Origin of the sequence: Staphylococcus sp. HMSC062A01 (genome assembly GCF_001836805.1) — a bacterium.
In the GTDB taxonomy this organism is placed as follows: Bacteria; Bacillota; Bacilli; order Staphylococcales; family Staphylococcaceae; genus Staphylococcus; species Staphylococcus haemolyticus.
Genome location: NZ_KV830625.1, coordinates 13,597 through 40,583, shown reverse-complemented (window position 1 = coordinate 40,583; position 26,987 = coordinate 13,597). Strand labels below are relative to the sequence as shown.

The window sequence follows — 26,987 nt, the reverse complement described above, 5'->3', positions numbered from 1 at the left end:
TTAATCCCACTTTCTACCTTTGTTTTATTCATTATTTTTGTTCTGAATTAAATTGTTCATGTGCAAGACGTTCAAGTGGAATGCCTTGTTTAAAGCGTTCTGTATATTGCTCAAAGCTTGCAACTTCATCTTTAGTTGATTCGATTGTCATTGATTCTGTTCCTTTAAACGCAAAGTCATTCAAATATGTTGCTAAATTTGATGTCTCTGTTTCAATCATGTATCTCGCCAATACTGAGATACCCCAAGCGCCACCTTCACTTGCAGTTTGCATAACACGAATAGGACTGTCTAAGGCAGCTGCTAAGAATGATTGCGCAACTTTTTCAGTTTTAAAGATGCCACCATGACCAAACATTGAATCAATATGAATATTTTCTCTTTCTTTTAATAAATCAATACCAATCTTCAACGTACTGAAAGCACTGTAAATATGTGTTTTCATTAAGTTAGCTAAGTTAAAGTTACTGTCTACTGATCGTACAAGCATTGGATAACCATGTTGTACATCTGTGATAAATTCACCAGAAATATAACCATATGACAATAACTTACCTAAATCTTCGTCACCTTTTAAGGCACGTTCAAATAATTTGGTGAACAATTCACCTTTATCGTATTTAACTCCCATTGTTTCAAATACTTCTCCAAACAAATCGACCCAAGCGTTTATATCTGATGTACAGTTATTCGCATGAATCATTGCTACTTCATAACCATCTGGTGTTGTAACAATATCTACCTCTGGATAAACATCTTTGATTGGCTTTTCAAGGACAATCATCGAGAAGATACTTGTACCTGCTGAAATATTACCAGTTCTTGGTGCAACACTATTTGTAGCTACCATACCTGTAGCTGCATCCGCTTCAGGTGCACATAATGGACATCCGGCTTGTAGTTCACCGTTTGGATCAACTAATTTCGCACCCGTTTCAGTAAGACGTCCGGCATACTCCCCTGCTACAACTACTTTAGGTAAGATATCTCTAACATCTTGTGTGTAACCCTTTTCAGAAAACTTCTTATTAAAGCGTTCAATAATATCGTCACGATAGTCTTGTGTCTCACTATCAATTGGGAACATACCAGACGCATCTCCAATACCTAATACTTTCTCATCGGTTAGATACCAGTGTATGTATCCCGCAAGTGTCGTCATATAGCTTACTTTCTCAACATGCGCTTCTTGATCTAATGCAGATTGATAAAGTTGTGCAATACTCCAACGTTCAGGAATATTCACTTGAAAGCCCTCTCGTAAGATTTCAGCTGCTTTATTAGCATTGTTATTACGCCACGTTCTAAATGGAACGAGTAAATCGTCATTGTCATCAAACGGTAAATAGCCATGCATCATACCACTAATACCTAAAGAAGCAAGTTGTTTCACGGTTGCATCGTATTTCTCTTTTAACTCTTGAGTCATTGCGCCATATGCTTTTTGAATGCCTACCCATGCATCGTTCATCGAATACGTCCAATAACCATTACGGTAACTGTTCTCCCATTCGAATGAACCTGTTGCGAGGGTTTGACATTGGTCATCAATCGCAATTGCTTTAATACGCGTTGAACCGAACTCAATACCCACTGTTAAATGACCATCTTCAATAAATTGTTTGATTTGTGTATTATCCATCGTTTCACCTTACTTTTTATTATGAAAACGTTATCACAGACTTATCCTAGCATATGTATTTTTGATGAAACAAGAGAAAAGTAAGCGTTTTCCAAATTTGTAAGTAAAAAGACACCTTTATCTTCTATTTACAACAATGAAGATAAAGGTGTTTGCTTAAATGTATTATTCAATTATGTTTATTTTAAAATGTGATAGTCTCTCATACAGTCAACAGATGCTAGAATGGCTTCTTCTTGAGTGTAACTTGGCGTCCAACCTAAAACATTTCGTGCTTGCTGATTACTAACATTTCTATTCATTTCAAGTAATAACTTACCTTCTTGTGCTTCACTATTAAATCTAGCGCCTAGCTTAATTGCGAAATCTGGAATGGTCTTAGTTGAAACTTTACTTGCTAATTCAGGGCGTTCTTTTTTAATTAATTGTGCGATTTCAGGCATAGAGATTTGTCCATCTGCAGTGGCGATAAAACGTTTACCATTTGCTTCTGGCGTCTTCATTGCCAAAACATGTAATTGTGCAACGTCTCTGACATCTACGATATTCATTGGAATATTAGGGATACGTTTCATTTTGCCACTAGCAATATTTTCTACAAATTGAAAACTTAATGACATATGTTGATTTAATGATGGTCCAAGTATAGCAACAGGATTGATTGTCACAAACTCAATGTGATTTTCAGTAGCATTCACAAAGTCCCACGCTGCTCGCTCAGCAATTAATTTAGACTTCTCATAAACAGAAAGTCCTTTTTCATTTGGATTAGTCCAATGTTCTTCTGCTGTCACACTAGATTTATCTTTATTACTAAATCCTACTGCGCCAAAGTTTGCAGTCATTATTACACGCTTCACATTCGTTTTCTCGGCAGCTCTCAAGATACGCTGAATACCTTCAACGGCTTGTTTATTGATCGATTGTTCATCAGTTACGCTGACACTACCCATCACTACAGGCGATGCTACACTCATCACATAGGTGCAATCTTCCATAGCATCTTCCCAGTTATCATCTTTAGATAAATCCGCTTCAACAAATGCTAAATTTTGCGTATCAATATTTTGTGCCTTTAATGTTTCTAAAATAGTATCTTTCTTAGATAACGAACGAATTGTTGCACGTACACCATAATCTTGCTTTAATAATTCCGCGACAATACGTAAACCTTAAAAACCTGTCCCTCCAGTTACTAAAACTTGTTCCTTCATGAAACTTCCTCCCCTATCTTTCTCTTGGTAGGTACAGATTATAGCAGTTTTATCATATTAGTTTGATGAATTACACTTGCTTTCGACAAAGTTCATTCTTAAGTTGTAGACGCTCAACTTTATAACTGTATTTACTACTCTTTTGATACGCCTTGGTCGGATAATGCAATCTTAATGTGCTCTAAATGATGACGCTCATGCCATGATAATTTCGCAAGTAATTCTGAAACCGGTACATTGCTACCATCTGATAACTTGATAGAACGATTTAATTCACCTTCAGTAACATGATTTCCCATCTCTACAATGCGTTGGTTGAGTCCCTCTAAAATAGTAATTGAAACTTGCATAGGTAATTTAGAGTCTGGCAACTCTGCCCAACATTCTTGATTAAACATGAACGCCGTTACGTCATCTTCAGTCAGTGCCATTTTCAATCTTTCATACAAATTAATCTGAGAATCTGCAATATGATGTACTAATTGTCTAACCGTCCAACTTCCTTCTCGATAACGACGTTCTAACTGCTCATCACTCAATTGATGAACCGTTTCCTTCAACTGATCACTATATGCTTCAATTTCACTCATCCATTGTTTCACATCAATTAATGTTGAATTTGTTGGCGCTTCAAATTCTCCTATCGGAAATCTTACATCCATTATAAATCCCCCTTAGCTATCTTTATCTATACCTTCTATATACCCTTATTAAGGATAAATAAAAAAGAAGCGAGCACAGAAATTAATCATTACATTAATTTCTATCCCACTTCCTCTGGAAATTTAAGATATATATAATTTTCTCAAAATATTAAGCTAATAATAAAGGGCTTGAGAAAATAACTAAAAATACAATATTTAAAATTAACATTGTAATATTTATGGCTTTATTGCCTTTCAAGATGCCTAAGACATTTGCAATAATAGCTAATAACATCACAAACAATCCTGGAAGAAACCAGAACATGCTCGTAAACATGATAGAAACTACTAATAAAAATGATAATAAGCATAAAATACCTGAAACTAAATTAATACTATTTAAGTTCATAAGTTGCTCCTTTCAAATGGTGTTACACAGTATTATATACTAAAACTATTTTGAATTGAGCAAAATCTTTATAACAAAATCGACACATCTTTGTTATGTGTTGTTTTATAGATTTTTATAATCTTTTAAATAATTGATAAATCCAAGCATTTAAAGGGCGGGTTCCTATTTATTTAGAAACCCTCCTTTACATTGTTATGACAGCGTTTGTTAGACGTAATTCCTACTAACTTCAGACAAGCGTTAGTCTTACCTATCAAGCCTTTAAACAAATTTCCAAGTGCTTCTTGAGAAATTTTTAATAACCAATTATAAGCGCAATCGACATCGCCACAGCACAAATAATTACCCATAATAGTATCAACTTCCACACAAATTTAATCCATTGAGTATAAGTAATTCGTCCAACAGCTAATGCTCCCATTAAGATTGCTGAAGTTGGGAATAAAATGTTACTGATTGAATCACCATATTGGAAAGCGAGTACCGTTAACTGACGATTAATATGCAGTAAATCTGATATTGGTACCATTAATGGCATTGTTGTTAATGCTTGACCCGATCCAGATGGTATAAAGAAATTAAGTAAGAACTGTAATATAAACATAGCAATAATAACAAATGAAGCTGGTATATCTGATAGCAATGTTGTCATGCCATGAACAATCGTATCGATGATTTTACCATTTTCCAAAATAACAACGATTCCTTTAGCGAATCCAACAATCATTGCGCCAAATAAAATGTTCTGCATTCCTTCAATTAATGCGTCAAATGTACCATTTAATCCAAGTCCGCTTACTAAACCTGCAACAATACCAGCAAGTAAGAAATTGGCGCTCATCTCATTAAACGTCCAATCGAATACAAATATGCCAAATACGTTAAATAGAATTGTAGCAACTATAATAAGTAAGCTAGCTGCTTGTCTCTTACTAAAGTGTTGATAAGTGATTTCTTGAATAATATGACCTTCTTCTTTTTCTAGCTCATACACAATACTTTTTGACTTATCTTTCTTCACTTTACGTGCATATAACATAACTGTAGAAATGGCTGCAGTTAAGATAAATAAATAGATAATTGTACGTAAACCCCAGCCTGAGAACATTGGTAGTTCAGCAACGGTTTGTGCCACACCAACTGTAAAGGGATTTAACATACCTCCACTGAAACCACTGGCAGCACCTAAAATAACCATTGCAGCACCTGTTAAGGCGTCGTAACCTAATGTTCGAGCGATTATAATGCCAATTGGAACAAAGATAATTGTTTCTTCTGCTAATCCAATTGTAAATCCTAATATAGAGAATATCGTCATCGTCAATGGAATCATTAGGAAATTGGCCTTCCCTAACATTCTCATTGCTTTGTTTACACCATTTTCGAAAGCACCCGTCTTATGAATAATGCCAAAGGCACCACCTACTAGGAATATATAGAATACGATTTCTCCGCCACTGATTAGTCCTTCAGGAATTGACCTGAATATTTCGAGGAAATTGACATTTGCCGATTCCACAGTATGGTATGTTCCTGAAACGACAAGTGTTTGATCACCTTTCTTTTCACGCGCATATTCACCAGCTGGAATAATGTAAGTTAATAACCAAGCTAGAAAAATAACAAACATTAATAAAGCATATGTATGAGGCGTCTTAAACTTAAATTTCTTATGCTTCTTTTCTTCCATAACTCATCAACACCTTAAATAGAATAGAATGTATATCATCAGATGATTATATACATCATACCCTATTTATCATATGATATACATTTACAATTTAAATTACATTTGTTATTTTTATCATTTCAGCGATGTGCTAAACCTATAAATACTTACAATTAATGCTTTCACATTCTCAACTCAATAGAATTAGAATATTTATACGTTCAAGATACTATGAATCTCTATTTTCACAAACATATATACTCGTTTAAATGTAATTAGCATATTGTACTTACAAATCAACTCTAAAACGTAAAAAAATGAGATAGACGGATCATAGACGAAACATCCGTTACCTCACTTAAGTTATTCTCACTAAACTAATCAATTATCTTTAAAAAGTATACTTCCAATTAATAGTGACGAAATATGTATATTCAACTATGTATATATCTAAGCCTTATATTACAAGGAGGTTAGACTGCACGGTGTATAAAAGTTAGCAATTAACTGTTTGAATGGTCGATTTATACATTAACATTTTGGGATGGTGAGCAATCTAACTTCTCTTGAATATACTTTACAATAGTATCAAAAAATTCAAACCCTATGTTTGTCTATTCTCAAAAGATACGTATGAATGCCTAACTGTTATTCCCATTGCGAATTATGATTTTCACCTTTTAAAAAATGAGTAATGTAAGAAATAGTCCTAGCAACGTGAAAAAGAGTACTGGAATCGTAATGACTATTCCTGTTTTAAAGTAAACGCCCCATGATATTTTGACATCTTTTTGAGCTAAAACGTGAAGCCATAATAAAGTGGCTAATGAACCTATAGGTGTAATCTTCGGACCTAAGTCAGACCCTATTACATTCGCATAAATCATACCTTCTCTAAGGATACCTGTCACTTGTGATTGATGTATTGCTATCGCATCAATTAAAACGGTCGGTAAGTTATTCATGATAGATGATAAAATTGCAGAGATAAAACCTACGCCCATAATGCTAGTAAATAAACCATGCGCAGATATAGATGCAAATATATGACCTAAGATGGTTGTAATGACAACATTTTTAAGTCCAAATACGACTAAATACATACCTAATGAAAAAATCACGATATTCCATGGCGCACCTTTGATTACTTTTCCAGTAGAAACAACATCTGATTGGCGTGCCAAGAGTAGTAAGATAATAGCGACAATTCCGGCAATCAGAGACACTGGTACGTGTATAAACTCACTGACAAGATAACCTATTAATAATATTACTAAAACAAGCCAAGATATGCGAAATAGTTTCTGATCTTTAATCGCGGCACCAGGACTTTAAACCTTTCGAATATCAATGGTCTTTGGAATCGTTGTTCGAAAATAAATCCATAATACAATGATACTTGCTAGAAGTGAGAATATATTTGGTATTAGCATATGACTCAAATATTCTACAAATCCAATGTAGAAGTAATCCGCAGAAACAATATTCACTAAGTTACTCACCGTAAAAGGTAACGACGTTGCATCAGCGATAAAGCCACTTGCGATAATGAAAGGAAAGATCACTTTCTTACTAAATCCAAGATGACGTACCATCGCTAAAACGATTGGCGTTAAGATAAGTGCAGCACCATCATTCGCAAAAAATGCTGCCACTATCGCACCGAGGAGCATAATGTAAACAAACATTCTGAAACCGTCCCCTTTAGATGCTCGAACCATATGTAATGCAGCCCATTCAAAGAAACCAATTTCATCCAGAATAAGTGAAATCAAGATGACAGCGACAAATGTTAAAGTTGCGTTCCAAACAATATCTGTTACTTCCACGATGTCAGACCAACCAACAACTCCTGTAATAAGTGCTAAAACTGCGCCTACAACAGCAGTAATTCCTATATCTAGTCCTTTAGGTTGCCAAATAACAAAAATCAAAGTAATAACAAAAACGAGAATGGCTAAAAAAGTCATCATAAACGTTCACCTACAAAATGTCGTTGATGGCGATGTGAATAATGAGTTATAGATGATATATATTTATCTTTCATATCAGTCAAATCCTCCTATGTCATCAATAAGCATATCATGAGCAATGACATGAAATCTATGTGGCAAAGTTATAAGGCGAATGATTAAATAAAAATAGAACCTCATACATATAAAATGTTTGAGATCCTATTTTCGCGAGACTCAATGTCCCTTTTTCTTTTGCTTATTTTTTTGAACTTTAAGCTGTCGTTTGCATGCTTTTGTCTGTTCTTTCTTTAATTTCTTACTCTTTTTACTTTGCACTTTTTTCATTTCTTGCTCTTTTTTGATTGCTTTTTGAGCATAAGTAGAAGTTTTAGGTTGTTTCTGTTCTTTAGCAACTTGCCTTTGTAAACGTTTAGGATTTACTTTTTTTGGTTTCTTTTTTTCAATGGAAACTTTCGTTTGATTTATCAATTCATCTAAATGACCATAAATAAAATTAAAAATTTCAGCACTATTTGGCTCAGTTCCAAAGGTAAATTTCACCAACTTAACCCTATCTTCTTCCCTATATTCAACCAATCCTATGAAAAACTGACCATCATGAAATATTGATAATTCCAATGATTGTCCCTCCTCTATATATAACTTGAAATGAGGGACGACCTGAGGAGGAAGGTTACTGACAAATGATTACATTTGCATTGGGACTACCAACCCAATTGTGTTTTTACATTTCTCTATAAGCATAACTGATGTACACTAAGAAACCAATATGAAGCAATTAAAAATTTAATCATTTCGATGTGTATAAACCTCTAATGTATGAATTGAAATTTTTTATCTTATCTACTTTTGTTAATTGCATAAAATTATGAAATAATTGTGTAGATGATTTAATTTTTATAAGGAGTTTAGTTATGAATATTTATCAGACCTATGCATTATTGGTAATCGGTATTATCATATTAGGCTTGATTGTAAATGTTGTTGTGACAATAATAGACAAGAGGAAATTGATCAACCACATACATACACTTTGGCGTAATAAGAAGCCTATTGAGAACTTCATACGCCCAAATTCCCACTTCGATTATCAATTCAAACTCAAACGTGAACAACATAACAACCTCATCGATGATAAAACGTGGTCAGATTTAAATATGGAAGAAATCTTCCATCGTAGTAACTTTAACTTCACGGCTATTGGGGAAATGCGTTGGTTTGCCACATTACGCAATATGTTTAAGGTTAATAACAAACAACTATTAGACCAATTTAATAATGATGAAACATTTAGGGTCAATGTATCTTATCATCTCGCTTCTATTGGTAAAGTGGTGTACCCTATCTTCCCTGATCAACTTAAAGCAATAAAGCGAAATAATTTATTTATGATTTGTCCATTTCTACCATTTATTGGACTCATTATTTGTTTCATTTCTCCATCAACTGGAGTACTTATAACTTTATTTTCGATTCTACTAAATATTGTATTATCCGGTACCCTGAAACGTACTTATGATCAAGATTTAAAGTCATTATTCTATACAGCGAAAGTCCTTAAGGAAGGTTATCATCTCGACCAAATTAAAGGCACACCAGAAATTAATACGAACTTTAGTCACTTTAAAGGGGCACGTTTATTTAGTGGTCTACGAGGTAAAGTGGGCGATCAAGATATCGGCGGCGCATTTATCATGTTACTCAAGATGGCATTCATGGTAGATTATTTCCTTTTTCATATCATCCAGCATACGTATTATCGATATCAAGACGAGGTAATGGCCTGCTATGACTATGTAAGCACCTTAGATAATCACTATTCATTAGCCATGTTTCGACGCACATTAGACACTTATTGTGAGCCGACTGCCTTTTCAAATGAGCAAACATTAACATTCACTAATTTGATTCATCCTTTACTGGAAAATGCAGTCCCAAACGACCTCGACATTAACCACAATATTCTACTAACGGGGTCGAATGCATCAGGAAAATCAACATTTATGAAAGCTGTAGCAATTAACCTTATTCTTGCACAAACGATAGAAACTGCGACGGCGGATGCGTTTAGCTATCGTCCCGGCTTAGTTTATACGTCAATGGCTAATGCCGATGATGTTCTGTCGGGCGATAGTTACTTCATGGCTGAGTTGAAATCTATTCGTCGTCTTTTCGATATAGAGACGCATATGCCAGTGTACTGTTTCATCGATGAAATCTTTAAAGGCACGAATACAACTGAACGTATTGCAGCATCAGAATCTGTATTATCATATTTGAATCATCAACCAGAGTACAGAATTGTAGCAGCGACACATGATATCGAACTTTCAGAATTATTAAAGGACAATTATCAAAACTATCACTTTAATGAAACGATTGAAAACGATGAAATCCACTTTGATTACAAGATTAAAAAAAGGTAAAGCGAATACGAGAAATGCAATTGAATTGTTGCGAATTACTAACTTCCCTAACAAAATCTACAAAAGAGCTAAGGATCAGGTTAAAGATTTGTATTAACATTGTTTAATGTAAAACATTATCTATATAAGTGGGATGATGAGATCAAATTGTGATTTTGTCACCACGCTTCTTTATAGTTTAATTGATGATTTAAGGTAGATTTAAGACGAAATTATGCTAGATTTTATCATTATTGTTTACTGTGAGTATTGAGGTGACATTATGAAACGAATTACAATTGCCGATAGTTTAAGAGGGTTCAGCTTATTAGGTATATTTCTTGCTAATCTACTTATATTTCAATTTAGTTTATCTGGCAAAGACTACATCGAACATTTCCATTTAAACCCTGTAAACCAAGGAATATTCAACCTTATCATCATACTTGTTGAAGAAAGTTTTTTACCTATTTTTGCAATACTGTTTGGCTTTTCGATGGATAAACTTTATCAGTCTATGAAATTAAAAGGATTGCCACGGCCTAGATTAAAATTATTACGTCGTGCCATTTTCTTACTTATATTAGGCTTTATCCATGCAAGTTACATATGGGAAGGCGATATATTATTGGCTTATAGTTTAGCTATGTTATGTGTAATACCTTTTATTTCACTAAGTACCAAAGCTTTCAAATGGTTTAATATTGTAATTATTTCTCTCATGCTCGTGATGGGTATTTGGTCTATGTTTGATGATTCAAAAGCGTCTACATCATCTGACAAATATGATTCAGCTTCATATATTCATAAAGTGCAAAAGATTTATACAGAAGGTAGTTATAACGATATCCATCACGTAGATGATATAGCGACATCTCCTAAATTTGCGGAGTTAGAAGATCAATTAGGTGATAATAAAGGTGCTATCTTCTTGATAGCTATACTTTTTGAAATACCATTATTCACTTTAGGAATCTTTCTTTCTAGATGTGGTTGGTTCGAGAAAGATGCAAGGCACTTTTGGTCGTCGAAACTATTTATATACCTTATTCCAGTATCTATTATTGCCAAATCAACTCTACTTTGGTTAGGCAACGACAAAATTTCAGGAACGCTTGTAGCTATATTTGGACCTGTTTTATCTTTAGGTTACATGAGTTTATTTAAATGTTTATATCAACACTATGAGAAACATCCAATTTTTAAAGGTTTGGAAAATGCCGGCAAAATATCTCTTACCGTTTACATTACACAAAGTATCATTGGTACACTCATCTTCTATAGTTACGGTCTAGGATTATTTGGCAAAGATATACTCATTTACACAAGCATTTTATTCGTATTTATCTATATTGTTTTAGTGCTATTAGCAACATTGCATCAAAGACACTTCCGATATGGTCCATTAGAATATCTCCTACGCATGTTCACATATTGGAAATGGCATGTAGGTAAACGTAAATAGATATACTAAAAAGGTTCAACGTGGTTAATCATTAACTGCACGTTGAACCTTAATTTATGTTGATAAGCATATTGAATTAGAACATTGAATTATTCATAATGTCCTTTGAATTTAGGACTTTCTCCATATTTATTTTTATTAAATTTACTATTTAAGCATGTGATTACTAACTGATAAATTGAAATAGCAAATTGTACTAGAGCAAATAGGAGAATAAATAGCAATGCCCAACCATTTTCACCATTAGGGTCACTAATATTCCAAATCAATTGGACAATAAAAGATATCACACCTAATACAACTGATAAAATAGGAATAAACATCGTACGATTCGTATCATGGAAACGTCTGACTGTCATTGCTAAATTAGGAATGAATGTAATAATTGCGTATAAAACTATATAAATAATTGCGATAACTAACATAACTACGCTTACAATGGATAAAGCTTCAGATTGAAACCCTGCTGAGAGCATAATCATGATTAATGACATAATATAAAGAATCAGAGCGGGTCCATAAAATATTAAATGCCATAATTGCATAAACCAGTATTCACTTCGTCTTGAGCGACCTTTGAAATTAAAATAATTTTTCCAAAACAACTTAAATGCTTCGCCAAAACTTACTTTTGGATTCATAAGCATAAACTCCTTTGTATGATTTTAATTGCCGTCTTCCCCTTATCTTTATCGTATCATACTGCCATAATTATAAAACCCTATATAAAAAGTTCTCAAGCTAATTCAATTAACCTAAGAACTTTAGTGTGAGCTTATTAATTTTCTTGCTTTATAACTTTACCGTTAGCATCTAACTTAATAATTTTATTATTTTTAGTTTTATATGTACCTAAAATTTCTCCATCTTTATTTCGATAATTCACAATCCAATCCCCACTATGACCAACCATTTTAACATCGTCCCATAAATAGTTTGTCTTACCTACTGCAATACCTTCGAAATCTGAAATCATTTGATACACTTGGTTACGGAAATGTGTATTAACTGTTCCTGATTTCTCTAAGTATTCTGCAGATAATGGATTGTTATTTTCTTTATCTTTTTTAGATAAATTATCTACAATATTTATCTTATCAGTTAATTCTGGTAAAGCTTTGTTGTCTTTATTCGCTTTATAGACATCAATTAATTTTACTTCTTTACCTTTTCCTAATAAATCTTTGTAATCTAATGAACCAGATTGCATACGTCCGATAAAGATTTTATCATTACTAACTCCGATTAATGCTTCAAAGTTCCCTTTATTAGGTGATACATTATAGAAATTCATACCTTTTGGAGCATTTTTGATGCTATCATCGTACTTCACAAGTTTGAAATCAACTAGTTTAAAGTTTTTATTTCCAGTCGCAAGTTTGTATTCATAAATTCCAGTTAGAATTTCATTCTTAGTCAATGTATATCGGTCAACATCCTCCACACAGAAGGCAAGTGCTAATTTTTGTTTTTCAGAAAGCTTTGCTACTTCCTTTTCCAGCTTTTGGTCTTTTTTAGACTTCTTAGATTTTGTTTGTTCCGCGTTAGATTTCGTTTTAGCGCTATCTTCTTTGGAACCATCATTAGAACCACAAGCTGCAAGTAAAAGTAAAAACACCCCACACATAAATAATAGTTTCTTCATCTATGTCTCCTCATATCATTTGCATTTTTAAAATCAATTAATTATACTATATTTTATTTATAAAAGTGTACTTTGTAAATACTTATTTGAAAGTATTTCTTGCAAAAAAAGTGCTCCATTATAATTTTTGGAGCACTCTTTTTTAATATAATTTATTAATGTCGTTCCAACTATTTTCAACAGCTTGTTGAATCGTTCGAGTAAATTTATTCTGATTATTTTCTATTAAAGACAATACATAAGCTCCAATTACGGGTGGGAATTTAGGTATTATAATTTCATTACTTGGATATGTCTTCTTCAACTTAATAATAACGTTATCTTTAAACTCAAGATTAGAAAATAGACCCCCACATAATACGATAGGTGGTTTATATTGTTTTTTATCAATTGAAAGAAACGCACCCTTAACTAACTCAATCAATGAATCTATACTGTTATTAATAATTTCTATAGCAACATCATCACCATTTCGAGCAACTTCAAAAACTACTTTTGCTAATGAAGCGATATTTGATCGCATCTCTAAATTTTGATACACGTATGGAATTATATCTGTTTCATGTCTTAGACTTAAATGTTTCTTAATTGCTTCAGTTAATTGAGTAGACTTACCTCTTCCATCATAACTTTTCATTATTGCAACAAGTGCTTGCCTACCTATATCATATCCACTACCTTCATCACCTAGTACATATCCCCATCCACCAACTCTATTTAATTCATTTGTTTTCTTATTATAGCAATATGATATAGATCCAGTACCAGCTATAAGTACAATACCGGATTCTCCATATGTACCCGATGCCAAAGCACATATGGCGTCATTTTCAACAATAACTTTTATCCTATGCAATTTGTACTCTTCCAATGATTTAATGATTAAGTTTTTTTCTAATTCTCTCCCGGCACCACTTAAAGATAAATATATAGTGTTAATATCATTTAACTCTATCTTCGCTTGTGTTCTTAATATCGATATCATATTCATTAATGTCGTTTTGGCAGAATCTAGCCCTTTAACCTGTATATTTGTAGATTCAGCTATAGTATATCCAACTATTTCTCCATAGTTGTTACCAATCACACCTGCCGTTTTTGTTCCTCCGCCATCAATACCAATATAATATTTCTTATTAATATTCATTGTTAAATCAATCCTATTCTTTCACATTCAACACGAAAGATTGCCAAGGTTCTATTAAATCTAATAAAAAATGTTCATCTTCAGTAATTTTACCAATAACATTTTTCACACCACTATTTCCCATATTTTGAAGTGCTATCTGCATTTCTCCCTTATAATGACCATAAGTTTCATTACAAATTAAAATATCTCCCTTTTCAATTTTAGAAGTATTATGTGGTGGAAATTCTCTATCTTTAAAATGTACTCTACTCATTGTTGAGCGAATAACATAGTCTGAGACATCGCCACGATTAAAGTGCTCTTCTTCCAAAATAATCTTTTTTTCTAAATTTGAAATATCAGGGTTCAACTCAATATTAAGTGTAGGCATTGATAAATTAATCTTGGATAATGCATATAACTCTTCATTGGTAGCATAAGCGTTACTAATAATAATATCATCAATTAGTCCAGTCATTAATAAGTGCTTTGCTTGGACTTCAATGGGTAAATCTCTGTGGTCTTCTAATGTAGGTAATCCTTCCATTACTTTCCATGGTCCTATATTGCCATGTTGAGATGTTACGAATGCTGCAGTCGTCAATTGATGTTGCTTATATGATTCTGATGTTTCTTGAAAATGATTAAATGATAAACCTGTATATTGCTGTGGATAAAAGTTGTGACATCCAATCAAATTGTCTTTGTTAGGCTTATAATTTAGAACATCATTAATAAATGTTGCACTCGTACTTATATTTAATTCAATATACATATTTTGCTTATTATGAGTCATTTTTGCTACTTCTTGTGCTGAAAAGCCTGAATCAATTCTAATTCCAGAAACTCCCAATTGATCGAAAAATGTTAAATCTAAATTATCTATTTGAAGGTCTTTAAACACTTCTCGATTAATATCAGCTATGACCTCCATACCGTTCTTATTGGCATATTTAACAATTTCCTTAAACTTTTCAAAAATTTCACGTTCTTCTTGTTTCACAGATAGCAAATTAGTAAATATTCGTTTAAAACCATATCTCACACTATTATCAATATAATCTTTCATCATCTCTAAGTCAGATTGTGTAGGATAAATTGAGATACCTAATCGATGCATTTATTTGCCCTCCTCAGATTTATAGATAACACCTTTAATTTTTTTATTTTCAAGTAATTGTCTTGATTTTTCAAAAAATAAAATACTATTGAATGTAATCAAAAAATATATAATTATCCATCCGAATTTATTAATTTCATCGAAAATTAAAATTGGAATACCAATGATAAATGGCATAATTACTAAAAGTAACCATCTGTTAATCACTACTTTCTTAATAATCAATTGTGATAGCTTTAAGCAAAAAATTAATAGAATTAATAAACTTAATATATACAAAAGTCTCATGGAATATCACTTCTCTTCTAACTTTTTATATAGTTCAATCATCTTTTCAATTAAACTTTTTTCACTCAATGCTGTCATAAGATGGTCTTGTGCATGAATCATTAATAGCGAAGTATCTACTTTTTCACCATTAATTTCATCTTGAATTAAACGTGTTTGTGTTTTATGAGCTTCTGCCATTTCTTGCTCTGATTCATCTAAAAATTTTTTTGCTTCCTCAAAATTTCCTTCAGTAGCACTATTTAATGCTTCATAAGCTAAACTTTTCGCATTTCCTCCATGTGCAATAATTTCAAATATCTCTGCTTCATTTTTATTTTCCATAACAAGTCACCTATCCTATTCTTTTTCTGCAGAATCTTCATAAAGACTTTGTTCTTGAGCTAACATTTCACGCTCATATTTTTTAAAGAAAGGATAATAAAGCATGATTGCAATAAGTAAATTAATTAATACTAATATCAGTGCTTTCCAATCTCCGTTAGTGGCAAACAATGCACCGATAGGTCCTGGTAATGTCCAAGGTGCTAAAATTGTAATTTTTGCAATTAATCCTAATTTAAAAACAAAATACGTGATAGTCGTTAAAACCAAAGGAATAAATATGAATGGTAAAGCTAGAATAGGATTCATTACTAATGGAGTTCCAAAAATAAGAGGTTCATTTATATTAAATATGCTAGGAATAATTGAGAATCTCCCTACTTTTTTAAGATACTCTGATTTAGAGAAAACCATTAATATACACAAACTTAACGTTGCACCTGCTCCTCCAATCCAAACAAACCATTGGAAAAACGGTTCTACAACTATATTAGGAAGTTGCTCTCCAGCTGCCTTTGCGTCTATGTTTTGATCTAAAAGTGAGAACCAAATCGGTTGGAAAACAGCTCCCATAACAGCAACACCATGTATACCTGCAGCCCATAAAAGAACAATAAAGAATACTGGTATTAAAGCACCTAATAATGAATCACCTGCAAATTTGCCAAGCGGTTCAAATAGCATGTTAACAATCTTATTTAAATCTATATTTAAAATCACACGAATGAACCATGAAATGATAATAACTAAAGTTGCTGGAATTAAGGATTCAAAAGATCTGGCAACTGAACTAGGAACTTGTTCCGGCATTTTAATAGTAAAACCTGATTTAATAACTAATCGACTTATTTCTACTGCAAATATCATAGAAATGATAGCTACAAATAAACCAGAACCTCCTAAATCTGCCATAGGCAACACATATCCAACAGCATCTTTTTTAGCTAATTTATCATCTAAATTTAATGGAATATTCATCATTAGAAAGGTTGCTAATGAAAGTAAACCACCTGAAAGACCATCCATTTTGTATGATTTTGATAAATTATACCCCATACAAAACGCTGCGTATAAAGCCATTAAACCTAATGTCATTCTATTTGCGATCATTATCTTCTCAGCATGTGGTTGTACTAAATCTGCAAGATAGGGTATTGGTGGTGACGCAAATAAAGTGAAGAATGATCCGACAATAATCAATGGTAACGTTGCAATAATACCATCACGAATGGCAACTAAATGTCTTTGCTCAGATGCCTTTGCCATTGGTGTCATTAATACTTTTTCAAGCCATTGTAATATCTTTTGCATAAAACCATCTCCCAAACATTTATATTATTTATCGTATCCTTTAATTTGTTTTAAAATTTTAGGCGCACCTATTGGTGTATAACCCATTGGATCAACTACATCAACTGGTTTCCCAACTTCATCTCCCATCTTTTTAAACTTATCTAAACGATGCTTAACTTGTGGAGCAACTAGCCCTAAATCGTAATTTTCAATTTGATTCTCAAATTCCTCTGATCCAACCGCTTTAATTTCAAGATCATAATTTTCCTTATCTGCTTGTTTCTTTATTGAGTCAACAACCATTGCGCTTGACATTCCACCTGAACAAACCATAATTACTTTCATTTAAAACACTCCTCTATTTGAATTTATTATTTTTTATAGCTTTTCTTGTATTTTCTAGTTTCTGACGGTTGCTTAAATAATCATTACTAGCAATGCAAATATACAAAATATCAATGATACTTAACATTGCAATTCTTGAGCTCATTGCTCCACTTCTTTTTGCTTTTTCGGAAGAACTAACAAACAGCTGTACGTCTGATAAATTAGATATAGGATTATTACCATATTTCGTTATAGAAATTACTTTTGCACCTTTCTCTTTGGCTAACTGAGTAGAATTAACTATATCTTTAGTTTGACCTGAACTTGATATAGCAATTACTACATCTTCTGAAGAAAGATTAGCACTTAAAGTAACTTGTTCATCAAAGCTATTTCCGACATCACACCAATAATCAATACGTGTTAGTTTTTGCTTAAAATCTTGTGCAATAAGAGCTGAAGCTCCAATACCATAGATACAAGTTTTTCTCGAATTAACAATTAACTCAAAAGCATGTTTAATGTTTTCTGTTGATAAAATTCTTTCTGTATCTCTTAAAGTCTTAGTATTGTTATGAAATACAGATTGCGTAACTTCTTCAATTGAATAATCTTTATCTATTTCTGCATAACCACGTTGATAATTCCCCGGTTCGTTTAAGTCATAAGCGATTTTTAGCTTTAAGTCTTGAAAGCCCTTACATTTCAGCTTTTTTGATAACCTAACAACCGTTGCCACACTGACGTTTGTTAGGTCTGCTAGTTTTTGTACGGAATAATTAATAATTTCATCTGGATGCTCAAGAATATACTCTGCAACTCTACGTTCCGAGGGATTTAAATCGCTTAAAGATGATTCAATAATAATCAAACTACCATGCAATAAACATCACCTCTAAAAAGAATAATATTTCACTTTAATTACAATTTACAAAATATTATTACATTTGTCAAAATCTAATTTATATGTAATATTGTTATATTTCATCTTAATTCATTTGCTTTTTTATGCTAATCTTACATTGTAATGAATAATATGATATTAAAATATTTTTGGAAAGGAATTATATTGTGAAGAAGTTTCTTTCAATTTTAATTTTGAGTACCTTAATTTTATGTGCATGTAGCTTTGAACGAGACGTAGAAAATAAGAATGATCGTAATGCATCGACTAAAACTACTGGCAATGAACAAAAGAAGAAGGAAGTCATAAACGGTAGAACATACTATGACGGCATTTTAATCGTTAATAAAACAACTAAACTACCATCTGATTACAATCCTGGTGAGGAGCCTAAAGCACAACGTGCATTACAACAAATGTTTACTGATGCTGAAAGAGATGGTGTGAGTCTTTATAAGATTAGTGGATTTAGAAGTTACGAAACACAAGTGAATTTATATAATCAATATGTTGCGCGCGATGGTGAAGAAAATGCAGACCGTTATAGTGCACGTCCTGGCACTTCTGAACACCAAAGTGGGTTAAGTTATGATGTGGGTGCTATTGGATCAGATGCTAATTTACGTGAACAATTTGGAGAAACAAAGGAAGGACAATGGATTGCGCGACATGCGCATCGTTATGGTTTTATCGTGCGTTATCCAAAAGGTAAAGAACAGATCACAGGCTACCAATATGAACCGTGGCATTTGCGTTACCTAGGAAAAAACAATGCGACTAAAGTACAACAATCTGGTCAATCCTTAGAGGAATATGTTAAATATAAAGATCGCTCAGAAAACTAATATATTGCATTCTGAGCGTTTTTATATACTATTCAACTTTTTTTCTTTAACTACATTTCCATTAGCATCGAGCTTTTGAATTTTGTCATTCATATTTCTATAAGAACCAACGATTTCTCCATCTTGATTACGATATCGTACCGACCAATCTTCATTTGAATTAAGTAGCTTCACATCTTCCTATAAATAACCTGAATCTTTTAAACTAATACCTTCAAAGTCTGCAATAATTTGATAGATTTGATTTCAAAGATGTAAACCTACTACACCCGATCGTTCTATCTCTTTATTAGACATTCCATTCTCGTCATAACTTATTTCAGGATACTTATTATCAATATGCATTTTACTTACTAATTCTGGCAAGGCTTTATTATTTTTTAAATAGACATCTTTTAAATTTACTTCTCTTCCATGTTGCATTAATTCATTATAATCACTGATTGCAGCTTGCGTTCCTCCTAAGAATATCTTCTCATTATTCACACCGATGATGGCAGCGAAACTTCGTTTGTCAGGATATACGGTGTAAAAATGCATATCTTTTGGCGCATTTGTAATAGGTTTATCATATTTAACTAATGTAAAATCAACTAATTTATAGTGTTCCTCTCCAGCTGGATCTATAGGTAAATAAAATCCAGTTAAAATTTCATTTTTCGTTAATGTATATTGGTCAACATGGTCGACACAAAAAGCTAAAGCCAATTTTTCCCTTTCAGAAAAGTTAGGTATAATATCTTTGTTTTTTTCTTCATCCTTCTTTTTAATATCAACCTTATTTTGCTTTTTATTGTCTTTTGTTGTCTTAGTATCCGTTTGTTTCGTGTGAGATTCCGCTTTATTTTCTTTAGATGGTTCAAGTGTACTGCAGGCTGTTAACACTAACTTAAATGTGATGCTAAGTGATAGAAATTTTTTCATTAGCGATCCCTCTAATCTTATAACATTTTTATATAATATTATTATACTATACAAATGTTATAATTTTAGGTGATGTTTATAACACTCTGATACACAGCCCACACAAAAATCCGATAGCTTTTAAGCTACCGGATCAAATCAATTTTGTTATTTAGACTGCTGTCACACTTATTTATTTGATTATTGTTCCTTCTTTTTCATGAATCATTTGAATAATTTCATTCTTTTCATTCATAACAGCCACTTTAGGCGCATGGTCAACTAATTCACGTTCATCTAATTGAACATAGGTCATAATAATCACCACATCGTCAACTTCAACTAATCGAGATGCTGCACCATTAAGACAAATCTTGCCACTACCTCGTTCACCAGCAATAACATATGTTTCAAAGCGGGCACCATTATTGTTATTTACGATGGCTACCTTTTCATTAGGTAAAATGTCGACTGCGTCTAAGATATCGGCATCAATTGTAATACTTCCGACATAATTTAAATTTGATTCAGTCACACGTGCTCTATGAATCTTACCGTTCATCATCGTTCTAATCATAACTTACTATTCACTTCCTAAAATTATATTATCTATCAATCGTGCTTTCGAAAACTTAACAGCTAAAGATATAAAAATTTGTCCTTGTATTTCTGTCGCAACTTCTAAATCAGGGTAACTATAAATTGCAACTTCATCAATGTGACCACTTGTATATTCCGATAAATATGTCTTAATCTCACCAACAATAATATGGCTGCGTCGTTCTCCTTGTTTATACAATGTTTGAGCTATTTCTAAACTTTTACTCAAGTGAACAGCTTCTTGTCTCTCGTCGTCAGTTAAGTATACATTTCGCGAACTACGTGCAAGTCCATCCGCTTCACGTACAATATCAATACCTACAATTTCAATTGGATGATTAAAATCTTCTACCATTTTTTCAACAATTGCGAGCTGTTGTGCATCTTTCTTACCAAAGTATGCTTTATTAGGACTCATAATATTAAATAACTTGTTTACGACCGTAACTACACCATCGAAATGACCTGGACGTTGTGCACCTTCTAAGACTTCCGCTAGACGTCCTACCTTTAACGTGACACTTAGCTTGTTTGGGTACATTTCTTCTACTGCTGGATGGAATACATAATCAACATTAATTGCTTCAACTAAGGCTACATCTTGATCAATTTGACGTGGATAGGCATCGAAATCCTCGTTTGGACCAAATTGTAGAGGGTTTACAAATACACTAATTACAGTAATATCATTCTCTTCAACTGAGCGACGCATCATACTCAAATGACCTTCATGTAAGGCTCCCATCGTTGGAACAAAGCCTATCGTTTTACCTGTACGCTTCAATTCCTGTGTAATTTGTTGCATCTCAGATACAGTTTGAATCACTTTAGTCATTGTTGTTTACCTCATTCAATATCTTTTTCTTATATGTGTGGGCTTCAGCTGGAAAAGTGCCTGCCTTAACTTCTTCATCATAATGTATGATGGCATCAATTCCTACTGAAAAATCGCCAAATTGTTTTACAAATTTAGCATAGCGATCAACGCCATAATTTAACATATCGTGATAAACCAATACTTGACCGTCTGTGTCTTTTCCTGCTCCAATACCAATAACGGGTATATCTAATTGCTCACTAATTAAACCAGCTAAGTCACTTGGAATTGCTTCTAATACTAAAGCAACTGCGCCTGCTTCTTGAACTGCATGTGCCTCTTGAATTAACTGTTTAGCCGCATCTTTCGTGCTACCTTGTAATCGATATCCCATAACACCAACGCTTTGTGGCATTAATCCTAGATGCGCTACGATTGGTATTCCAATTTGTGTTGATTTCTTAATGAAATTAACTAAATGTGCACCTTCTGCTTTTAACGCATTGGCATTTGTTTCTTGATAAAGTGTTATCGCATTTTTTAAATCATGTTCATCACTTACACCAACTGCGCCAATTGGTAAGTCCACTACTACAAAAGTATCATCAGCACCTCTACGTACAGCTTTGCCGTGATGGATCATGTCTTCTAATGTCACTTGTGTTGTTGTTTCATAACCTAGTACCGTCATTCCAAGTGAATCACCAACTAAAATCATATCTATATTTGCATCCTGTGCTTGTTTGGCACTTGGAAAGTCATATGCTGTAATCATCGAAATTTTTGTTTTGTCTTGTTTCATTTCAACTAATTTTGCTAAATTTTTCATTTTAAATTAACTCCTATTATTTATGTCCACATTTTTAAACAAAACTTTATAAGTTGCTATCCCATTATTTCAATTCAATATTATATATCAACTTCTATATAAAATCATATCATTTTCTGTTCTAATATTTATCTTTGCTTATCCATCTTTTTAATTAAAAGATTAATTTACATAGAAAAGTAAAATGATTATACTATATGATTATATTTATGGTGCACAAATACTTCTATACATATATGTTTAATTCTAATCAGAAAGGAAGGTTTAAAATGAAAATTGCTGTTATTGGACCTGGTGCGGTTGGTACGACGATTGCTTATGAACTGCAGCAATCACTGCCAAACGTTACATTAATCGGTCGTGCTAATAAGATAATGACCCTCCAACCTGTAAATGAAACTATCAAAGTCCATAGTATTGATGACATAAATACGCAATTTGATGTTATTATCATTGCGGTTAAAACGCACCAACTTAATTCACTAATTCCAAAATTACATCATTTCGCACATAATGAAACGTGCTTTATTTTAGCTCAAAATGGTTATGGCTTATTGCCGCAACTTCCTTTCAAACACAAATATCAGGCAGTCGTATATATAAGTGGCCAAAAATCCGGAAACGAAGTCGTTCATTTTCGAGATTATCGTTTACATTTGCAAAAAGATGATACCACAACGCATTTAAAAGCATTATTCGATACAACCAAAATTGAAATGGTTTTAGAAGACAATATTGAAGAAAAAATTTGGTATAAATTATTAGTGAATTTAGGTATTAATTCTATAACTGCACTTGGTCACAATACTGCTCAAATCTTAAAAATTAACGAAGTCAAACATCTATGTCGTCAACTATTAAAAGAAGGACACCAAGTAGCCGAAGCATCAGGTATACAGTTTCCAAATACAATCGTCGATGACATTATACAAATTTATGCTGGCTATCCTGATCATATGGGAACAAGTATGTATTACGATATAATCAATCATCAGCCATTAGAAGTCGAAGCAATACAAGGTTTTATCTTTAAACAGGCAAAATCTCATAACGTGAACACACCACATCTAGATACAGTTTATGCATTGTTACGTTCTCATCAATCACTTATTAATTAAAAAAGATTCTGAGATGACTTACCGTCTCAGAATCTTTTTTATTTCAAACATATTTAGTTCTTACTTTGTTTCAATTTTAATGGCACTTTGATTTGTTTATCTACAGAGTCGCCTTTCATTAGTCCATTGACCACTTTAATTGCTTCTTTACCCATAAGTTCAGGTTGTTGAGCTATTGTCGCATCTAGTTTGCCATTTTTTATTGATTTCATTGCATCTTCGTTGCCATCAAATCCAATGACTTGAATATCCTTATCCCCAATTGCTTCGATTGCACCAAGTGCCATTTCATCATTTTGAGCAAAGATAGCTTTAATGTCAGGATGTGCTTCTAACATGTTTTGCGTTACGTTTAATCCTTCTGCTCTATCAAACTTAGCACTTTGTTTAGCAATTACTTTTAACTGTTTATCTGCAATTTCATGGAACCCTTTACCTCTTTCTCTCGTTGCACTTGCACCTGGAACTCCTTCAAGTTCTCCAACTTTTGCATTTTTACCTACTTTATCAACTAAGTAGTTGCCAGCCATTTTACCGCCTTCAACGTTATCTGATGCAATAAATGACGCAACTTCGCCTTTATCAACAGATCTATCTAACGTGATTACTGGAATACCCTCATTGTTCGCTGACTCCACAGCACTTGAAATCGCACTTGAATCTGTTGGGTTAACAATTAAGTAATCAACTTGTTGTTGAATTAAATCTTCAATGTCATTCGTTTGTTTAGCTGAATCATCCCGAGCATCTACAACTTTAACTTTCATACCTTGTGCTTTAGCATCTTTTTCAATTCCATTTTTAATTTTAACGAAGAATGGATTATTTAAAGTTGAAATACTTACGCCTATTGTAATTTCTGATTTTTTCTTATTTGTTTTACCATTTTTATCATTCTTCAATGGTGATTCTAAGGAACATGCTGCTAAAAATAGGACAAGTGCTAATGTCATGGCTAATAATTTTTTCATATTGTTATCCTGCTTTCTCTTATTTTTTACGATCAATTAATACCGCAATTAAAATAACTACACCTTTAACGACTTGTTGATAGAATGAAGAAACACCAAGTAAATTTAATCCATTATTTAAAACACCTATAATAAGTACACCTATTAATGTTCCAACAATTCGTCCTTTACCACCTGTTAATGACGTACCACCAAGTACTACGGCAGCAATGGCATCTAACTCATAAGAAGTACCTGCTGTTGGTTGTGCAGAATTTAAACGTGATGTTAATATGCCTCCGGCTAACGCTGACATTAGCCCTGAAATTCCATAAATTAAAATTTTAATTTTATTAACTTTGATACCTGAAATTTTAGCAGCTACTTCATTTCCACCAATCGCATATGTATGGCGTCCAAATGTTGTTTTTTGAAGAAGAATAAGCAAAATCACAAACACGATAATCATTGTTACTGCTGGTACTGGAATACCGATAAAGTAGCCTTTACCAAATAATTGGAATAAATAACTATCCCCTAAATTTGTTATTGGATTTCCGTCAGTAATAACTAATGTTAATCCACGGAAAATCGTCATCGTCGCAAGTGTTGCAATAAATGGCGCCATATTTCCTTTAGTAACTAATAAACCATTTACTGCACCTAAAACAAAACCAATCAGTACGCCAATAATTAATGCAATTATTGGGTCAACACCACTCGTAATCATTAATGCAATAAACGCCGATGACAATGCAAGAATTGAACCAACTGATAAGTCTATACCGCCAGTTAAGATAATGAATGTCATACCAAAGGCAATCAGACCATTGATAGAAATTTGTCTTAATAAATTGAGTAAATTAGATAAATCTAAAAATGATGGGTTTAAAATACTCACTACAATAATTAATAAAATCAAACCAATAAATGGAATAATCTTTTCCATGAACGATGTTTTAGCTGTTAACTGTTTCATTTAAAGTTCCCCCTGTAGCTAAAGTCATAATATTTTCTTCTGTAATTTCATTTCCTGTAAGATCCCCTTTGATATTACCTTCATGAACGACCATCACTCTATCGCTCATACCAATGACTTCAGGCAATTCAGATGAGACCATAATAATAGACACACCACGATCCGTGAGTTCATTCATAAGTTGATAAATTTCTCTTTTTGCTCCGACATCAATACCTCGTGTAGGCTCATCTAAAATAATGATTTGCGCGCCGGTACCAATCCACTTTGCTAATACGACCTTTTGTTGATTACCACCTGATAATGAGCCGGCCGGCAGTCTACCTGGAGATTTAATATTGAGTCTTTTACGCATCGTATCAACAAATTGCTCAGAACTTTTATCGTCTACGATGCCATGTTTTGAAAAGCTAAATAATGAAGGTAACACCATATTGTCTTTAATGGAGAAGTCTAAGATTAACCCTTCTTCTTTACGATTCTCAGTTATAAAAGCAAGTCCATGTTTCATCGCTTCGATTGGAGACGTTATAGATACTGTTTGTCCTTTAATTTCAATTTCATTATCTGCTTTATCGACACCGAACAAACTTCTCATCATCTCAGTCCGACCTGCCCCCATTAGACCACTCACGCCCAATATTTCACCTTCTTTAAGATAAAATGATTGATTCTCAATATGATGTAGCGGATTATTGAGACGTTTTACGTTTAAAACAACATCTTGTGGTTCATACGTTCTATGTGGAAACTGTTCATCTAGTTCACGTCCAACCATTGCTTTAACAATTTGGTTGTATGTTAGATTTGCCGTTTCATCATACATAACAGAGACACCATCACGCATCACCGTTATTTCATCCGAAATCTCAAAAATTTCAGCCATTCTATGTGAAATGTATACAAAGGCCACACCTTTAGCTTTTAAATTATGAATCATGTCGAACAATCGACGTATTTCTTTATCTGTTAATGTTGCTGTTGGTTCATCCATAATAATGATTTGTGCTTTAGTCATCATCGCTTTAGCTATTTCTATCATTTGTTGCTCACCAATTGAGCAATCTTTGACCACTTTGTTTAATGGAATGTAGAAATCTAATTCTTTAAACACTTGCTCAGCTTGTTGCTTCATTTCTTTTTTATTTAGTATTCCTATTTTGTTTCTGATTTCTTTTCCAACGAATAAATTATCAAGCACTGTTAATTCTGGATATAAATTCAATTCTTGGTGAATAAATGTTAATCCTTTTTCTTCCGCTTCTTTAGGATTGTTATAGTCGATCTCAATATCAGAATTAGTGATAACACCTTGATCTTTTTTATGAATCCCAACTAGAATTTTCATGAGTGTTGATTTACCAGCCCCGTTTTCTCCCATTAGTGCATGCACTGTACCTAGCTTTAGAGTAAAATCAACACCCTTTAGAACCTCGTTGTCCCCGAAGGCTTTATGGATATTAGTCATTTGAATCATTAATTTCACCCC

At 32.9% G+C, this 26,987-nt stretch carries 25 protein-coding genes and 2 pseudogenes; 4 read left to right on the top strand and 23 right to left on the bottom strand.

Translation table 11 applies throughout. The annotated features are described in order from the left end of the window. Positions 1–31: 31 nt before the first annotated feature. The 7 genes and pseudogenes from HMPREF2715_RS06860 to HMPREF2715_RS06830 all read right to left on the bottom strand — a co-directional run bounded on the left by HMPREF2715_RS06860 (position 32) and on the right by HMPREF2715_RS06830 (position 8,175). A complete protein-coding gene (locus HMPREF2715_RS06860; protein WP_070440418.1) occupies positions 32–1,642 on the bottom strand; it encodes a xylulokinase in 1,611 nt (536 codons plus the stop codon). Between the two features lie 179 nt (positions 1,643–1,821). Next, positions 1,822–2,805: an NAD-dependent epimerase/dehydratase family protein gene (locus tag HMPREF2715_RS06855; RefSeq protein WP_141738614.1), complete on the bottom strand. Its 984-nt coding sequence runs from the start codon at positions 2,803–2,805 to the stop codon at positions 1,822–1,824. A gap of 185 nt (positions 2,806–2,990) precedes the next feature. Then, positions 2,991–3,518, bottom strand: a complete 528-nt coding sequence (locus tag HMPREF2715_RS06850) for a YfiT family bacillithiol transferase (protein WP_053038229.1) — start codon at positions 3,516–3,518, stop codon at positions 2,991–2,993. A 151-nt stretch (positions 3,519–3,669) separates the two neighbouring features. Next, a complete protein-coding gene (locus tag HMPREF2715_RS06845; protein WP_011274531.1) occupies positions 3,670–3,909 on the bottom strand; it encodes a hypothetical protein in 240 nt (79 codons plus the stop codon). 298 nt (positions 3,910–4,207) lie between these two features. Beyond that, on the bottom strand, positions 4,208–5,602 hold the full coding sequence (locus tag HMPREF2715_RS06840; protein ID WP_016930542.1) for a YfcC family protein: 1,395 nt from the start codon (positions 5,600–5,602) through the stop codon (positions 4,208–4,210). A gap of 659 nt (positions 5,603–6,261) precedes the next feature. Then, a pseudogene (gene arsB / locus HMPREF2715_RS06835) lies at positions 6,262–7,551 on the bottom strand (arsenite efflux transporter membrane subunit ArsB). Positions 7,552–7,770: 219 nt separating this feature from the next. After that, positions 7,771–8,175 (bottom strand): YjdF family protein, encoded by a 405-nt coding sequence (locus HMPREF2715_RS06830; protein WP_053024374.1) that lies wholly within the window; start codon positions 8,173–8,175, stop codon positions 7,771–7,773. Between the two features lie 296 nt (positions 8,176–8,471). Here HMPREF2715_RS06830 and HMPREF2715_RS06825 point away from each other — a divergent pair. Then, positions 8,472–10,080: pseudogene (locus HMPREF2715_RS06825) on the top strand (MutS family DNA mismatch repair protein). A 165-nt stretch (positions 10,081–10,245) separates the two neighbouring features. Next, positions 10,246–11,427: a DUF418 domain-containing protein gene (locus HMPREF2715_RS06820; RefSeq protein ID WP_070839706.1), complete on the top strand. Its 1,182-nt coding sequence runs from the start codon at positions 10,246–10,248 to the stop codon at positions 11,425–11,427. An 89-nt stretch (positions 11,428–11,516) separates the two neighbouring features. Here the strand turns inward: HMPREF2715_RS06820 and HMPREF2715_RS06815 are convergent, their stop codons facing one another. The 8 genes from HMPREF2715_RS06815 to HMPREF2715_RS06775 all read right to left on the bottom strand — a co-directional run bounded on the left by HMPREF2715_RS06815 (position 11,517) and on the right by HMPREF2715_RS06775 (position 18,436). Beyond that, positions 11,517–12,068, bottom strand: coding sequence for a DUF805 domain-containing protein (locus HMPREF2715_RS06815; RefSeq protein WP_053024371.1), 552 nt, complete (start codon positions 12,066–12,068; stop codon positions 11,517–11,519). Positions 12,069–12,205: 137 nt separating this feature from the next. After that, the gene (locus HMPREF2715_RS06810; RefSeq protein ID WP_049394779.1) at positions 12,206–13,072 is read right to left on the bottom strand and encodes a hypothetical protein; all 867 of its coding nucleotides are present in this window, start codon (positions 13,070–13,072) and stop codon (positions 12,206–12,208) included. A gap of 142 nt (positions 13,073–13,214) precedes the next feature. Then, the gene (locus HMPREF2715_RS06805; protein WP_053024369.1) at positions 13,215–14,219 is read right to left on the bottom strand and encodes an N-acetylglucosamine kinase; all 1,005 of its coding nucleotides are present in this window, start codon (positions 14,217–14,219) and stop codon (positions 13,215–13,217) included. A gap of 13 nt (positions 14,220–14,232) precedes the next feature. Then, positions 14,233–15,321, bottom strand: a complete 1,089-nt coding sequence (locus tag HMPREF2715_RS06800; RefSeq protein WP_070440412.1) for a DUF871 domain-containing protein — start codon at positions 15,319–15,321, stop codon at positions 14,233–14,235. A gap of 294 nt (positions 15,322–15,615) precedes the next feature. Continuing rightward, the gene (locus tag HMPREF2715_RS06790) at positions 15,616–15,933 is read right to left on the bottom strand and encodes a PTS lactose/cellobiose transporter subunit IIA (RefSeq protein ID WP_053016156.1); all 318 of its coding nucleotides are present in this window, start codon (positions 15,931–15,933) and stop codon (positions 15,616–15,618) included. A 15-nt stretch (positions 15,934–15,948) separates the two neighbouring features. Next, on the bottom strand, positions 15,949–17,244 hold the full coding sequence (locus tag HMPREF2715_RS06785; protein WP_070839703.1) for a PTS sugar transporter subunit IIC: 1,296 nt from the start codon (positions 17,242–17,244) through the stop codon (positions 15,949–15,951). Between the two features lie 24 nt (positions 17,245–17,268). Next, complete coding sequence (locus HMPREF2715_RS06780) at positions 17,269–17,571, bottom strand: PTS sugar transporter subunit IIB (protein ID WP_011274517.1); 303 nt, start codon at positions 17,569–17,571, stop codon at positions 17,269–17,271. Positions 17,572–17,584: 13 nt separating this feature from the next. After that, positions 17,585–18,436: a MurR/RpiR family transcriptional regulator gene (locus HMPREF2715_RS06775; protein ID WP_070440408.1), complete on the bottom strand. Its 852-nt coding sequence runs from the start codon at positions 18,434–18,436 to the stop codon at positions 17,585–17,587. A gap of 188 nt (positions 18,437–18,624) precedes the next feature. Here HMPREF2715_RS06775 and HMPREF2715_RS06770 point away from each other — a divergent pair, with 188 nt between their 5' ends. Beyond that, positions 18,625–19,302 carry a M15 family metallopeptidase gene (locus HMPREF2715_RS06770; RefSeq protein ID WP_037550859.1) on the top strand — a complete coding sequence of 226 codons (678 nt, stop codon included), beginning with the start codon at positions 18,625–18,627 and terminating at the stop codon, positions 19,300–19,302. Positions 19,303–19,323: 21 nt separating this feature from the next. On the opposite strand, the gene HMPREF2715_RS12250 is transcribed toward HMPREF2715_RS06770, so the two are convergent. The 5 genes from HMPREF2715_RS12250 to panB all read right to left on the bottom strand — a co-directional run bounded on the left by HMPREF2715_RS12250 (position 19,324) and on the right by panB (position 22,451). Further along, entirely contained in the window at positions 19,324–19,476 is a 153-nt protein-coding gene (locus HMPREF2715_RS12250; protein WP_240556536.1) for a hypothetical protein, read from the bottom strand. A 72-nt stretch (positions 19,477–19,548) separates the two neighbouring features. Beyond that, the gene (locus HMPREF2715_RS06765; protein ID WP_240556292.1) at positions 19,549–20,226 is read right to left on the bottom strand and encodes a hypothetical protein; all 678 of its coding nucleotides are present in this window, start codon (positions 20,224–20,226) and stop codon (positions 19,549–19,551) included. 172 nt (positions 20,227–20,398) lie between these two features. Continuing rightward, positions 20,399–20,782: an aspartate 1-decarboxylase gene (gene panD / locus HMPREF2715_RS06760; RefSeq protein ID WP_011274512.1), complete on the bottom strand. Its 384-nt coding sequence runs from the start codon at positions 20,780–20,782 to the stop codon at positions 20,399–20,401. Between the two features lie 6 nt (positions 20,783–20,788). Next, positions 20,789–21,640 carry a pantoate--beta-alanine ligase gene (panC, locus tag HMPREF2715_RS06755; protein ID WP_037550861.1) on the bottom strand — a complete coding sequence of 284 codons (852 nt, stop codon included), beginning with the start codon at positions 21,638–21,640 and terminating at the stop codon, positions 20,789–20,791. Beyond that, a complete protein-coding gene (gene panB, locus HMPREF2715_RS06750; protein WP_070440403.1) occupies positions 21,633–22,451 on the bottom strand; it encodes a 3-methyl-2-oxobutanoate hydroxymethyltransferase in 819 nt (272 codons plus the stop codon). The genes panC and panB overlap by 8 nt, the downstream gene beginning before the upstream one ends. A 269-nt stretch (positions 22,452–22,720) precedes the next feature. Here panB and HMPREF2715_RS06745 point away from each other — a divergent pair, with 269 nt between their 5' ends. Then, positions 22,721–23,569, top strand: coding sequence for an oxidoreductase (locus HMPREF2715_RS06745; protein ID WP_037550864.1), 849 nt, complete (start codon positions 22,721–22,723; stop codon positions 23,567–23,569). A 53-nt stretch (positions 23,570–23,622) separates the two neighbouring features. Here the strand turns inward: HMPREF2715_RS06745 and HMPREF2715_RS06740 are convergent, their stop codons facing one another. From HMPREF2715_RS06740 to HMPREF2715_RS06730, 3 genes are read right to left on the bottom strand one after another with little or no spacing between them, the layout of a single operon-like run. Beyond that, on the bottom strand, positions 23,623–24,540 hold the full coding sequence (locus HMPREF2715_RS06740) for a D-ribose ABC transporter substrate-binding protein (protein ID WP_037550866.1): 918 nt from the start codon (positions 24,538–24,540) through the stop codon (positions 23,623–23,625). Between the two features lie 19 nt (positions 24,541–24,559). Next, a complete protein-coding gene (gene rbsC, locus HMPREF2715_RS06735) occupies positions 24,560–25,498 on the bottom strand; it encodes an ABC transporter permease subunit (RefSeq protein WP_037550868.1) in 939 nt (312 codons plus the stop codon). Beyond that, entirely contained in the window at positions 25,479–26,975 is a 1,497-nt protein-coding gene (locus HMPREF2715_RS06730) for a sugar ABC transporter ATP-binding protein (protein ID WP_037550870.1), read from the bottom strand. Before HMPREF2715_RS06730 ends, rbsC begins: the two co-directional genes overlap by 20 nt. Positions 26,976–26,987: the final 12 nt, after the last annotated feature.